The sequence below is a fragment of the Oribacterium sp. NK2B42 genome (genome assembly GCF_000424445.1).
GTDB lineage: Bacteria > Bacillota > Clostridia > Lachnospirales > Lachnospiraceae > Oribacterium.
Genome location: NZ_AUJX01000003.1, coordinates 1 through 14,116, shown reverse-complemented (window position 1 = coordinate 14,116; position 14,116 = coordinate 1). Strand labels below are relative to the sequence as shown.

13 protein-coding genes and 1 other annotated feature are annotated in these 14,116 nt (G+C 45.5%); of the genes, 4 read left to right on the top strand and 9 right to left on the bottom strand.

What is annotated here, in order from left to right; genetic code table 11:
• Nucleotides 1–132: 132 nt before the first annotated feature.
• Genes rnr through G625_RS17600 form a run of 4 tightly spaced genes read left to right on the top strand, consistent with a single transcriptional unit; the run spans nt 133 to nt 3,443 of the window.
• A complete protein-coding gene (gene rnr, locus G625_RS0100065; RefSeq protein ID WP_330364916.1) occupies nt 133–2,319 on the top strand; it encodes a ribonuclease R in 2,187 nt (728 codons plus the stop codon).
• Nucleotides 2,303–2,785 carry an SsrA-binding protein SmpB gene (gene smpB, locus G625_RS0100060; protein ID WP_029199481.1) on the top strand — a complete coding sequence of 161 codons (483 nt, stop codon included), beginning with the start codon at nt 2,303–2,305 and terminating at the stop codon, nt 2,783–2,785. Before rnr ends, smpB begins: the two co-directional genes overlap by 17 nt.
• A 44-nt stretch (nt 2,786–2,829) precedes the next feature.
• Complete coding sequence (locus G625_RS0100055) at nt 2,830–3,021, top strand: hypothetical protein (protein ID WP_029199480.1); 192 nt, start codon at nt 2,830–2,832, stop codon at nt 3,019–3,021.
• 11 nt (nt 3,022–3,032) lie between these two features.
• Nucleotides 3,033–3,443, top strand: a complete 411-nt coding sequence (locus tag G625_RS17600) for a response regulator (RefSeq protein ID WP_049895509.1) — start codon at nt 3,033–3,035, stop codon at nt 3,441–3,443.
• A gap of 207 nt (nt 3,444–3,650) precedes the next feature.
• Here the strand turns inward: G625_RS17600 and pheT are convergent, their stop codons facing one another.
• The 9 genes from pheT to G625_RS23370 all read right to left on the bottom strand — a co-directional run.
• On the bottom strand, nt 3,651–6,089 hold the full coding sequence (gene pheT / locus G625_RS0100045; protein WP_029199479.1) for a phenylalanine--tRNA ligase subunit beta: 2,439 nt from the start codon (nt 6,087–6,089) through the stop codon (nt 3,651–3,653).
• A gap of 41 nt (nt 6,090–6,130) precedes the next feature.
• Entirely contained in the window at nt 6,131–7,153 is a 1,023-nt protein-coding gene (gene pheS / locus G625_RS0100040; RefSeq protein ID WP_029199478.1) for a phenylalanine--tRNA ligase subunit alpha, read from the bottom strand.
• A 141-nt stretch (nt 7,154–7,294) separates the two neighbouring features.
• Nucleotides 7,295–7,521, bottom strand: a binding site (T-box leader).
• A 393-nt stretch (nt 7,522–7,914) separates the two neighbouring features.
• Entirely contained in the window at nt 7,915–9,321 is a 1,407-nt protein-coding gene (locus G625_RS0100035) for an MATE family efflux transporter (RefSeq protein WP_084152685.1), read from the bottom strand.
• A 290-nt stretch (nt 9,322–9,611) separates the two neighbouring features.
• Complete coding sequence (locus G625_RS17595) at nt 9,612–10,544, bottom strand: histidinol-phosphatase (protein ID WP_049895507.1); 933 nt, start codon at nt 10,542–10,544, stop codon at nt 9,612–9,614.
• A gap of 200 nt (nt 10,545–10,744) precedes the next feature.
• Entirely contained in the window at nt 10,745–11,707 is a 963-nt protein-coding gene (locus G625_RS0100025; protein WP_029199476.1) for a spermidine synthase, read from the bottom strand.
• 175 nt (nt 11,708–11,882) lie between these two features.
• A complete protein-coding gene (locus G625_RS0100020) occupies nt 11,883–12,413 on the bottom strand; it encodes an NUDIX hydrolase (RefSeq protein ID WP_029199475.1) in 531 nt (176 codons plus the stop codon).
• A 133-nt stretch (nt 12,414–12,546) separates the two neighbouring features.
• Complete coding sequence (gene hisI / locus G625_RS0100015; RefSeq protein WP_029199474.1) at nt 12,547–12,906, bottom strand: phosphoribosyl-AMP cyclohydrolase; 360 nt, start codon at nt 12,904–12,906, stop codon at nt 12,547–12,549.
• Between the two features lie 93 nt (nt 12,907–12,999).
• Nucleotides 13,000–13,758 carry an imidazole glycerol phosphate synthase subunit HisF gene (hisF, locus tag G625_RS0100010; protein WP_029199473.1) on the bottom strand — a complete coding sequence of 253 codons (759 nt, stop codon included), beginning with the start codon at nt 13,756–13,758 and terminating at the stop codon, nt 13,000–13,002.
• Nucleotides 13,759–13,945: 187 nt separating this feature from the next.
• The coding region (locus G625_RS23370) for a zinc ribbon domain-containing protein (RefSeq protein WP_156884965.1) at nt 13,946–14,116 on the bottom strand (171 nt) is incomplete at its 5' end.

Sequence of the window (14,116 nt, the reverse complement as noted above, 5' to 3'; positions counted from 1 at the left end):
CAATGTGTTGATCTGCTACAGGCTTTCGAATTCAACTCTGCATGTAGCGTCAGCCCTCGCGTTAAAGGACTGTCGTTTCAAGGACTTATGCTTCTATTTCGACGGATCACAGAATCCGGACAAGGAGTTTATATGCAGGATTATCAAAAGGAAAAGCTTGCAAAGCTGATAGTGGATTTAGTCAAAGATAAAATCTATCAGCCCATGAAAGCTAAAGAAATGGCCATGCTTCTGGGGATACCGAAACCTGAAAGAAGGGATTTCCAGGAAGTTCTGGACAGACTGGTATCTACCGGAAAGATCGGTATATCACAAAAAGGAAGATACGGACGTACGGAGAATTTCACTCATGTAGGTACGTTTATAGCAAACCAGAGAGGTTTTGGCTTTGTAAGTCTCGAAGGACATGAGGATGAGGATGACATTTTCATTCCCGCTGATTTCACCGGGGATGCCCTGGATGGAGACAGAGTCAGGATCATCATCACAAGAAATCCGGACAGCAGTCATCGTTCCGAGGGACATGTAACTCAGATTCTTGAGCATGCAAATAAAGAAATCATAGGCATTTACCGTAAACAGAAAAGCTTCGGCTTCGTTGAACCTGACAACCAGCGGATACTTAAGGACATTTTCATCCCTCAGGGCAAGGATATGCGTGCCGTAAACGGCCACAAGGTAGTCGTCAAGGTCGTAAACTACGGAGATGCAAAGCATAAGCCTGAGGGTGTAATCACCGAAATTCTCGGTCATGTTAATGATCCCGGCGTGGACATCCTCTCTATAGTCAGGGCTTACGGACTGCCTGAAGAATTCCCTAAGGAAATCATGAAGGCAGCAGAAAACGTCCCCGATACTGTTCCAGAGGAGGCTCTGGCACAGAGAAGTGCCCACGATTTCAGAGACCTTATCACTGTTACGATCGATGGTGAGGATGCCAAGGATCTGGATGATGCCATCTCTCTCACTTACGATGAAGCTTCAAAGATATATACGCTTTATGTTCACATTGCGGATGTTTCCCATTATGTGACAGAGCACAGTCTCATCGATCAGGAGGCCCTGAACCGCGGAACTTCCGTATATCTTACAGACCGTGTCATCCCCATGCTTCCGAGAGTGCTCTGTAACGGCATCTGCTCTCTCAACGAGGATGAAGACAGACTAACTCTCAGCTGCATCATGAAGATAGATGAAAACGGTAAGATCATCGACCATGAGATATGTGAATCAGTGATCCACAGCAATAAGAGAATGACCTACAACGGGGTTCATTCCGTTCTTACCGGGGCGGAGCTTACAAACGGCGAAGACCTCGAAACATATCTCCCTTATAGAGATATGCTTTTCAGAATGTATGAGCTTTCAAAGCTTCTGAGAAACCGCCGTCACGAGCGCGGGGGTATCGACTTTGATTTCCCCGAGACCAGGATCATTCTTGATGATAAGGGTAAGGTTACGGAGATTCTTCCTTATATCAGAAACGAAGCACACATGCTCATTGAGGATTTCATGCTGGCTGCCAATGAAACTGTGGCCGAGGACTTTTTCTGGCAGCAGATGCCTTTCGTATATCGTGTTCATGAAAGACCTGATCCGGAAAAGTTTGAGGCTCTGGGACGTGCCATTGAGAATTTCGGACATTTTATAAGAATACGTGACGAAGAAAGCATTAGACCCAAGGAAGTACAGAAGCTTCTTGAGTCCATAGAGGGAAAACCCGAGGAACCGATTGTCAAGACCATGACCCTAAGGTCAATGAAACAGGCGCGCTACTCCACCGAGTGCAGCGGACATTTCGGTCTGGCGGCAAAGTACTATTGCCACTTCACTTCTCCCATCAGAAGATATCCCGATCTTCAGATTCATCGTATAATCAAGGAAGATCTGAGGGGCGAGCTTAAGGGTAAGAGGCTTTCACATTATCATAGTCTCCTTCCGGGAGTTGCCGAGAGATCTTCAACTCTGGAAAGAAGGGCTGATGAGGCGGAAAGAGAAACAGATAAGCTGAAGGAATGTGAATGGATGCAGCATCATCTTGATGAGGAGTTTGACGGTATCGTTTCCGGTCTCACGAATTACGGCATATATGTACAGCTTTCAAACACCGTCGAGGGAATGGTATCCCTGAGACTTATGGACTATGATTATTTCGTGTTCTATGAGGATAAGTATGAGCTTGTGGGCGAAAGAACCGGCAGGGTTTACAGACTCGGGGACAAGGTACGTGTCAGGGCAATAAGGGCCGACAAGCTCACAAGAACTATAGATTTTCAGTTGATAAGGGATGAGGAGGACTGCTATGGCGACATATGGTAAAGAAGAAGGCACAAAGCTCATAGCCAACAATAAAAAAGCATATCACGATTATTTTGTAGACGAGACTTACGAGTGCGGCATCGAGCTTGCGGGCACCGAGGTTAAGTCACTGAGACTGGGCCAATGCTCCATCAAAGAGGCTTACTGCGGCATAAGAAACGGCGAGGTCTTCATCCAGGGCATGCATATCAATCCTTATGAGAAGGGTAATATCTTCAACAAGGACGCTCTCAGAGACCGAAAGCTTCTCATGCATAAGTACGAGATAAACAAGATTCTCGGAAAGCTAAAGGAACAGGGCTACGCTCTCATTCCTCTCAGGGTTTACTTCCGTAAATCTCTTGTGAAGGTGGAGGTTGGCCTCTGCCGTGGTAAAAAGCTTTATGACAAGCGCGCAGATCTTGCCAAGAAGCAGCAAAAGCGTGAGCTTGAGAGAGATTTCAAGGGCGCTAATCTGAGAGTCTGAACAATATTAAAGATGCGACACACCGGGTCGTCAGCTTTATTGAATTGCTCGAACATAAGGCTGAAGAATACGATCTGGATGCCTGTGAAAAGCTGGTGGATTTCCTTATGGCACAATCGGTCTCTCCCTATATGAAGAATACGCTTGTAAAGATCAAGGCTGCTCTTAATGATATAGACTGGGATCTGGTACAGGAGCTTATCAGAAATTTCAATATTAATTACAGTATATTTTAGAAGGGTTAACTATGGCAGCTGAAGAACAAAAATTAATTCTGCTGGTTGATGATGATATCATGTATCTCAAGATGCTCCACGGTGCATTGATGAAGTATTACCGCATCGCTGTTGCGAAGAACGGTGATCAGGCACTTGCATATCTTAAAAAGAATAAGCCTGATCTGATACTCCTCGACTATTTCATGCCTGTGAAATCCGGAAGGGAAGTATTTCAGATCATGCAAAATGATCCGGAAACCATGGATATACCGGTTATCTTTCTGACCGGTGCCAATGATTCCGAAAGTGTTATGGAGGTGCTTAAGCTTAAGCCTGCGGGCTACGTTCTTAAGTCGACTTCTCTAAAAGACATCTTTGATACGATCTACAATTTCTTTAAAAAGCAGGACGAAGATGAAGATGACTGGTTTAGCCAGTAAGATAAATCACAACCACCGGGGGTGTTCCTCGGTGGTTTTCTTCTGCAGTTTTTAAGACATTCACATTGTGACAGATGGATGCCTCATATATTTAAAAGTGGCCTTCGCCTGGATGATGATCATCTAAAGCGAAGGCCACTTCCGTTATTTAGTTTTCTTGTGAAATACCAAGTCTTTCGAGACCGTTGAGGATCTTTACTGGAGAGTTTAGCTTCTGAGTGAAACTCCGAGTCTCTCGAGACCGTTGAGGATCTTCTTTACTACAGAATTGATCTCATCGTCTGTAAGTGTGTGATCCTGGGCACGTAAGGTTACCTTATAGGCCATGGACTTGTAGCCTGCAAGAACCTGTGCTCCTACATAGATATCGAAAAGTTCAACTGACTCGCAAAGCTTTCCTGATCGCTGGGTAAGCACGTCTTCTATCTCTCCTGCTGTAACCTTAAGAGGTACCAGCATCGAGAAGTCACGGCTTACTGAAGGGAACTTGGCAAGCGGTGTGAACTTGGTATCATCATTAACAAGAGGATAAACCTCAGGCATATCAAGAACTGCGATGTATGCTCTGTCACCGATTGAATAGTTCTCAAGCACTGTAGGATGAACCTCTCCCAGGTATCCGATAACCTTGCCATCGTAAATGATGTTTGCGCGGCGTCCCGGGTGAAGGAATGGCTTCTCACATCCCTGTGCGTCATAGTGGAAACGTCCTCTGATACCAAGCTGGTTAAGGATGTTCTCAACATCGCCCTTCATGTCGAAGAAGTCGCCCTCTCCGATGGAGCCAAGTGTAAGAGTCATGCGCTCGTCAGGAAGCTCTGTGAGGGGTAATGCCTTCGGGATGTAAACATTGGCCATCTCATAAAGCTTTGCAACCTTGTTTCTTCTGTTGAAGTTGGTTGAAAGTGAGGTGAGCATTCCGTTCATGCTGGAGGTTCTCATAACAGAGAAGTCCTCACCGAGAGGATTGGAGATCTTGATCTGCTGTCTCTCAGCTGCATCCTCTGCGAAAAGAAGTTTGTCGTAAACCTTTGGAGACTCGAAGCTGTACATGAAAGCCTGTGAGTATCCAAGTGCCTGAGCGTAATGTCTGACTCTCTCATTGATTGCAAGATCCGGAGCGAGACGGCCGGTTACCTCGGAGCCACCGGGAAGTGAGGTGGGAACATTGGCATAGCCGTAGAATCTTGTGATTTCCTCTGCTACATCGCACATAAGGTGGATGTCCTGACGGAAGGTAGGCGCTGTAACTGTGAGGCTGTCTCCGTCAGCACCGATTTCGGTCTTGAGTTCAATGCGCTCAAGGTACTCCTTCATCTCCTGTGCTGTAAGGTTGAAGCCGATGAGATGATTGATCTCGGAAGCTTTGCACTTAACCACTGAAGCCTCGCGCTTTACAGGATAAACATCGATCATTCCGCCGATAACCTCACCTGCATGAAGCTCCTCGATAAGAGCGCAGGCACGGTTGATGGCTGACTCTGCAAGGTTTGGATCGAGACCCTTCTCAAAGTAAGCGGAAGCGTCTGTTCTGTCGCCAACCTTACGGGCACTGAGTCTGATGTTTGTGCCGTCGAAGGTAGCTGCTTCAAATACCATTGTCTTTACGTTATCAGTGATCTTTGAGTTCTGGCCGCCCATGATTCCGGCGATACCGATAGCACCCTCTGCGTCACAGATTGTAAGTACAGTGTGGTCAAGCTTTCTCTCCTGCTGATCCAGAGTCTCAAATACCTCTCCGTCCTGAGCACGTTTAACTATGATCTTGTGACCTCTGATCATATCGTAATCGTAGCTGTGCATCGGCTGTCCGTACTCAAGCATTACATAGTTTGTGATATCTACGATATTGTTGATAGGTCTGATGCCGGCGCTGGCAAGACGGATCTGCATCCACTTTGGAGATGGCTCGAGCTTGATGTTCTTAACCATTCTGGCTGTGTATCTCGGGCAGAGATCTGTGTCAATGACTTCGACGCTTAAGTAGTCATTGATATCCTCGCTGTTGCCGGATTTCTCTTCCTTAGGCATTACGAAGGTCTTTTTGAAGGTTGCTGCGCCTTCTCTTGCGATACCGATGACACTGTAGCAGTCAACACGGTTTGAAGTTATCTCATACTCGTGGATAGCGTCATTGAGACCCAGTAATGTAGGAGCGTCCTGTCCTACAGGAGTTCCCTCAGGGAAGATGTAAAGGCCTGACTCAGGAGCTTCAGGATAGAACTCTCTGGTTGAACCCAGCTCTTCGATGGAGCACATCATACCATAGGACTCGATTCCTCTAAGCTTTCCGGCCTTGATTACTACGCCGTCCTCCGGCATCTCTCCGCCGTCATGTCCTCCGGCAACCTTTCCGCCGTCAAGAACAACGGGAACCACATCTCCAACCTTCTGGTTCTGTGCGCCTGTAACGATCTGAACCGGCGCCTCCTGTCCTACGTCAACCTGGCAAACCCAGAGGTGGTCTGAATCCGGGTGCTTCTCCATGGTCTTTATCTGACCGGTTACGATCTTATCGAGATTCTTATTTAAAATGGTACAGGTCTCAACTTTTGTACCTGTAAGTGTTACTGCATCTGTCCACTCCTTGGGAGTACAGTCAAGATCAGGAACATACTCCTTGATCCAATTCATTGATGTATTCATGGTGATTCTCCTCTTCTATTGTGTTAAAGCATTATGTTTCATCAGAACTGGCTGAGAAAACGTGTATCATTCTCATAGAGAAGTCTCATATCATCTATCTCATACTTAAGAAGGGCGATTCTCTCAAGACCTACACCGAAGGCAAAGCCTTGATACTCCTTAGGATCAATGCCGCACATCTCAAGAACGTGAGGATGAACCATACCGCAGCCGAGAATCTCGATCCAGCCCTCCCCCTTACAGAAACGGCAGCCCTTTCCGCCGCACTTGAAGCAGGAAACATCAACCTCTGCTGATGGCTCCGTGAATGGGAAGTGATGCGGACGGAGCTTTGTCTTGGTTTCCGGTCCGAAAAGTTCCTTTGCAAATTTATCAAGTGTTCCCTTAAGATCAGCGAAGGTTACGTGCTTGTCGATAACAAGTCCCTCGATCTGATGGAAGGAAGGTGAATGGGTAGCATCCACAGCATCTGAACGGAAAACACGTCCCGGGCAGATCATACGGATAGGAAGCTTGCCCTGCTCCATAACTCTTGCCTGTACTGATGAAGTCTGGGTACGAAGGAGGATATTGTTATTGATGTAGAAGGTATCCTGCTCGTCTCTTGCGGGATGTCCTGCAGGGATATTGAGCTTTTCGAAGTTGTTCTCGTCATACTCAACTTCAGGTCCTTCAACTACTTCATAACCCATTCCAACGAAGATTTTCTCTACTTCTTCAAGAGCTCTGGTGTTTGGATGAGCATGTCCGTAAGCCATCTTCTTTGCAGGAAGTGTAACGTCGATGGTTTCTGCTGCCATACGTATTTCCTTGGCTTTTTCCTGAAGCTCAGTCATCTGCTGATTGAGTTCTGTTTCGATCTGTTCGCGGATGGCATTGACCATCTGACCGAACTTAGGTCTCTCTTCAGGGCTCAGATCCTTCATAGCCTTGAGCATAGTTGTGATCTCACCTTTTTTTCCGAGATACTTTACACGGATGTCGTTGAGTGCATTGGTATCTTTTGCGTTCCGGATATGCTCCTGCGCAAGCTTTTTAAGCTCTTCCAACTTTGTGTTTTCCATTTGGTCTCTCCTTTGTTATTTGATTCGAGGACAGTAAGGTACGAATCCCGGCGGATTCCTTTGAACCGCTCTAAGCCGCGAGGCTCCCTCGATTGAAAATCTAGGGCATATATAAAAAGTCCCTGCGTCTTATTTCTAAGACACAGGGACGAAATAATTCGCGGTACCACCCAGGTTCCTGATGATTTATCATCAGACACTCGATATGCTTAACGCGCATAACACGTTCCGGACTACTTTGAAGGTTTTCATCCGGACGACTCCGGTGGGAAAATTCATATCAGAATCTCTCAGACCGCTCTCAGCGCCTCACGGTCATTCTCTTGGAGAGGTGGCTCTGTACTACTGTGCACCATCAACGTCTTTTGGTTTATAAAACTTGTTACATCATATTTCCAAAATGGACAGTTGTCAAGTGGATCAGAGCCGGATGACCGCTGTTAACATGTGAGTTTGACCGCAAACCCAGAATTGTTTCATATGAGTCAACAATAGCAAGGTAGCTGTATGACTGCATATCAAGATATATACAAAATGAGTCATCTGATGCTAGCTAAAGGATTGACCGCAAACCCAGAATTGTTCAAAATGAGTCAACAATAGCAAGGTATCTGTATGACTGCATATCAAGATATATACAAAATGAGTCATCTGATGCTAACTAAAGGATTGACCGCAAACCCAGATTTATTCAATATGAGTCAGTCAGCGATATGAGGTTTGCAGAAAATCTATTGCTTCAGGATGATTAACTATTAAATCTATCTCAGAAGTTTTTTTGCCTTCAGGTAATATGCTGTAAGTACTGAGGTACCGGTGATGATCCAGGAGGCAATGTAGACCATCATGAGGGAGGTGAAGGTTCCGAACAGAGGGAAAATCAGGAGTACCCACATAACACGGAAGCCGACACAGCCGAAGACGGTGAGGAGGGTCGGGAGCATTGAGATGCCCATGCCCCTGAGGGAGGAGCCGGATACTTCGTAGGAGGCTGCCATCCACTGGAATATCATTACGTGGGACATGCGTATAAGGGCAAATTTTGCCACTTCCTGGTCTTTGGTGAAGATGGCGATGATGCTGTCATGGAATACCAGCGAAAGGACATTCATAAGTCCGCAGGTAACGAGTCCGCCTACAAGACAAATAATAAATATCTTCCTGCATCTGTCAGGCTTCTTTGCGCTGTAGTTCTGGCTGATGAAGGTGGTTGCTGCCTGATTAAATGCATTGATCCAGAAAAAGCTCATGCTTTCCATGTTCTGGCTGGCGGTGGAGCCTGCAACTGCGGCTGAACCGAAGCTGTTGATGGAGCTTTGAATGACTGTGTTTGCAATGGCAAATATTACGCCCTGAAGTCCTGCGGGAACTCCGATTTTGAGCACTATGGATAATACATCCTTCTGTGGCTTAAGTTTGCTGAGCTTTAATCTGAAGTCTTCTTCTCCGTTAACGAGGGTTTGCACCACCAGACCCGAAGATATGATATTGGAGATCACGGTGGCATAGCCTACTCCGGCAACCCCCTGCTTAAAAGCGATAACAAAGAGAAGGTTGAGGACGACATTGACCACACCGGCAACTATCAGGGAGTAAAGAGGTGTTTTGCTGTCGCCTTTACTTCTGAGGATTGCTGAACCGAAGTTATAAAGCATGATAAAGGGCATGCCTGCCGAATATATGCGGAGATACTTTATGGCGAGAGGAAGTACGTCCGAGGGTGTGCTGATGGCGGTTAGTATGGAACTTGATAACAGTATGCCCACAAATAAAAGCACTACTCCGCTTCCTCCTGCAAGAAGCATGATGCAGCCTATGGCATCGTTGATCTTTTTTGTTTTGTTTAAGCCGATGAGTCTCGAGATGGCAACATTGGCACCCACGGAAAGACCGATGAAGAGGGAAACGATGAGGCTGATGACGGAGGCATTGGCACCTACTGCCGCCATATCCTGAGAGCTTGCAAAACGGCCAACCACTGCGGTGTCGGCAGTATTAAAGAGCTGCTGTATCATGCTGCTGAGAGCAAGTGGGATGGCGAAAAGCAGGATTTTGTCGAGAAGGGAGCCTTCAAGCATGTTGACAGAAGATCTGGAGGTTTTGTTCGGATTTTCATTTTTGGAACTATTTACACTGTGACCAAGATTTACTGCATTAGTACTATTCATGACAATGACCCAAATATTTCTAATTAAAAAGGAGGATTCATGGGTCCTCCATTGATGAATCAACACTTTATTTTCAGGGAATAAAATCAAATGATGTTTGCAAAAATAGTTGAGTGACTACTTTTACGTTATCACTTTAATAACAGTGATGATAAGTGTCTATTACTTTTATTAGTACCCTATATTAAAGCTTTTCTGAATTTCATCAATGGATGAGTCTCACAAATTATATGAAAGGTTTCAGGTTTATCACAGCATTTTGTTGAAAGCGATTACACTCCGGTTAAAGACTATATCCGAAGCTGTTTCCAGTACAGAGGACCGCCTGTATTGTCCCTGGTGTTTTTTGCGGGTATTACGTATTCGAAATCGGATATTCTGCATAGCATGTTTATACGGTCGAAGCCTGCTTCTTTTATAAGGTCAATGCCTTCCTCGAAGGTTCCGTCAAGGAGTTCTTTTTGGTGGGCGTCTGATGACAGAAGAACTTCTCCACCTGCTTCTTTTATATATTTAAGAAGCTCAAGAGACGGGTAAGGCTGGTGTTTTCTCTTTCGGTTTACTGCTCCCAGGTTCACTTCAAAGGGTATACCGTAGGTCACAAGTTTATCTATAGCTTTTCTTGCAGGTGCGAGATATCTCTCATCGCTTTCGTCCAGGAAATGGCCTCCGTCTTCTTTTGAAAGGTCATTGAATCTGGTGATGAGGTCGAGATGTCCTATGAAGGTAGGCTTCAGTCTGTCACATACCATTGACTCAAAGGCGAAATATCTTTCGGACATTTCATAGTAATCACCGTGGAAATATTTTTTACAATTGTCATGGACAGCCTCGGGTGAGCCATCGACACCGCAGACCTCGGAATCCGGAGCGCCTTCTTTGTGAGTGCCATAGGGTGCGGTTTTCTGCCACAGTTCGCTTCCCGGAATCGGGATAAAATGTGTGGAACCGATGATGTATTCGACTCCGGTGACTGCTTCAGGGGCGTAGACATTATCAAGCTCGGCACCTCGGAAGATCCGAATTTTGCCTTTGTAGAGATTCTGCAGGCGGTTGATTTCTTCTAAATATTTTTCGAAATCCATGGAAACGCCCGGATCCATGTGGCCGCTGAAGCCAAGGTGAGTGAAACCTTTTTTTAGGGCTTCCTGTACAACCTCCTCCGGAGAATCGCTGCCGTCACAGAAGGTGGTGTGGGTGTGGTAGTTTGCTTTTATAGTCATAAGACCTCCTTGGCTCAGATTTGAACCATATTTGATATCATATTTCTATCGATATACATCAGTAACCATCATTTATCTACCATAGAAAAATGTCCAGGTTGATATCGTCGGAGAAAACCGTCCAAGTTGACATAGCCGGAGAAAACCGTCCAAGTCGATATCACAGGAGAAAACCGTCCCCGGTGGATGACTGCCTGTGTTTACATATCAAGAGGTGCGTCAGATGCAAAAAAGATGCAGTTCTGGGGTACATAAGGGTTTATCTCATCGTCACACTGGAGCAAAAAGGTGTAGTTAAAAACTTCTGAGAAAATCTCCATATCCTTTTTAGGCTGTACGGCGCCGTTTCCTTTGAGAGGAATCACAAGGTTTGCAGCATAGATGCCGTCTTCCCTGAGGCAGGACTTGATGAGGGCGGCGGATTTCTTCAAAATATCACTGGATTTGTGACCTACGTAAGCGTCATTCAGGATCAGGTCGTATTTCAAATCATTTACCGGTTGAGCTGAGGAGTTCAATGATGAGCCCGGCTGGTTAGCTGTATCGGTTGAAACAGGGTTGTCACCTGAGTCATCAGAAGCCGGAAATCCCTGTTGAAGAGAGTCACTTTCGGCTTCGTAAGCCGGGGATTCCTGTGAATGATAATCACTTGCGGTTTCGGAAGCCGGTGGTTCCGATGAAGTATTCGAGGCCGAAGCCTTGATCCTGAGGGCAAGGTCGATGAGGTATTTATTGCCGTCTTCCACTATAACCTTCAGGTGCTCACCGTACTTCTCTTCCAGCTCTGTGAGACCGAAATACTTTCGGGAAATATCGACTATGGTCGGACTGATTTCGATGGTGTCAATATAGCGGTCGGGATACATATCAAGATAATATCGAGGATATGTAAATCCACCGCCACCGACCAGCAGTGTCTTCTTTATGTGCTTGTTGATTCTGTAGACCCAGTTAAAGCTTTCCATATAGTCAAAGGGCAGAGCGGTTTCGAGACCCTCATCCGTAAAGTAAGCCGACTGCATGGCATCATCAACTAAAAGAAAGCGCATATGATCCCCAAGGTAATAACCTTCGCAGACTTCGATAGGTCCGAAATCCGGGTCATCCGTGGAGTAAATTGTTATGCGGTCATCGATGTAATCATCTATATTGAAGTTTTCCATATAGGCTTTCCTGTGTGAGTGTAGCTGCATTTCAGCAGATATCCACCGGGGACGGTTCTCGCCGGAGAGAACCGTCCCCGGTGGATATCTGCCTGCTATGTACGATAAAAAATGTTTCACTAAAAATAGATTTCTGAAGTATATTCAGAAATCTACTGATAAAATTATAAAATATTCATTTCTCTTTTCCAAGTGCCTGAAGCAGTCTTCTGTAATGCAGGAAAGACGACTGTTCGTTTAACTCTGTGATTTCATCTAATGTAGCAAACTTGTGGTCTATGGCTTCGGATTGCTCTATGGTTACATCCTTCTCATCAAAAGGAAATACGAAGTGATATATGTCCACAAAGTAGTTGTCACCCCTCTCGAGGTCTTCATTAACATAGGAAAATACCGGAGTTTTCTGTTCATCCGGACATGCTGAGATATCAAGGCCTGTTTCTTCCATTACCTCACGTTTTACTGCGTCTAATGAAAACTCCCCGGCTTTGGAACCTCCACCAGGGATTTCCCAGACTCCGGCAGCCCATTTTTTATCCAGAGATCTTTGGGTGATAAGGAGTTTGCCGTCTTCTTCCCTTTCCAGGATTGCAAGGACATACATCATGAACTCACCTTTTTTGAGAGGAGTCTTTCGATCCACTACTCTTCCGGTCTTTTCTTTTTTCTCGTTATATATGTCCATGTATTCGGTTTCTTTACTCATATATTTTCCTCATCTATAAATGCATGTTTTCCGCCTTTATTACTGACACACAGATGTTAATCTAACCGACTATATTAAAGTTGCATTTGGAAGCTTTAGTATCTGACACACAGATGCAGATCTGATTGGCACATTAGAATGGCTTGTTCTGAGGCCAATACTGACACAGTGAGTCATCAAAGCAGCTGTCATTTCCGCGGTGGCATGCAGGACCGTCCTTTATGACCTGAACCAGTATGGCGTCTCTGTCGCAGTCAGCCTCCATGGTCACGATATGCTGAAAGTTACCACTGGTGGCGCCCTTCAGCCAGAGCTCCTGACGTGAGCGGGACCAGAAACAGGTGCATCCTTTTTTAAGACTGATGTCTAAGGACTCACGGTTCATGTATGCAAGTGTCAGTACCCTCTTTGTCTTGTAATCCTGAACAATGCAAGGCACCAGACCCTTTTCATCAAATTTTACTTTATCGATATCGAAATCTTCAATCGCCATAATTCTTCACCTTTAAGGGGCAGTCCCCTTTGCTTTAATACACACATTTGTCTAAGCTGTCGTAACGGAATCAAACCCACCCATAAGGATTTATCACAATCTTACCGGGATACCTTCGTCATGTAAGGTCTTTTTCAGGTCGTCGATCTTTACTTCTCCAAAGTGGAAAATGGAAGCCGCCAGACCTGCGGACATATCAGGGATTTCCTTAAAGAGTGTCACAAAATCCTGTATGGAGCCGGCTCCTCCCGAAGCAATGACCGGGACTTTGACGATAGCATTGACAGCTTTCAGCATCTCAAGGTCGAAGCCCTGCTTGACGCCGTCAGTATCGATGGAGTTGAGAACAACCTCACCTGCTCCGCGCTTTACACCGTCTTCTATCCATTTAAGTGCATCCATTCCGGTATCCACACGACCGCCGTTCAGAAATACATGGAAGCTTCCGTCAACACGTTTTGCATCAACAGAAAGCACCACACATTGATTTCCGTATTTCTGAGCTGCCTCGTTGATGAGGTCAGGATTCTTGATGGCTCCGGAATTGACGGAAACCTTGTCGGCACCGCACTTCAGAACTCTGTCGAAGTCGTCCACTGTATTGATTCCTCCGCCAACTGTGAGGGGGATAAATATCTCGCTCGCAACCTTTGTGAGAATATCTGTAAACAACTTTCTGCCTTCGAAGCTTGCAGTGATATCGTAAAATACCAGCTCATCAGCTCCGCAGTTACTATAATATTTTCCAAGCTCAACAGGGTTGTTTACGTCCCTGAGTCCTTCGAAATTCACACCTTTAACAACGCGCCCGTCTCTGACATCGAGGCACGGAATGATTCGTTTGGTAATCATTACTTCTGCCACTCAAAATGTGTGTAAATATACTCACATCGAGAAATTGAAGTCCTCACGGATACTTCTTACTGCTTCAACGTGTATGTTTTGGCGATTGCAAGCAATACGCTACTTACAAGTTCTTGTACACTCCACAGTCGTAAATTCCTGCGATAGCCCGCAGTACATACTTACGTTTGCTTGATTATGCAACTTCGTAAGCTATAGCATCTCTAAGATTAAGACTTGCATTGAAATCCCTATCCTCAATATAGCCACATGAACAACGATATATTCTGTCAGAAAGTTTTAAATCTTTCTTGATAGCACCGCAGCAGTGGCATATCTTAGATGACGGATACCATCTGTCTACAAT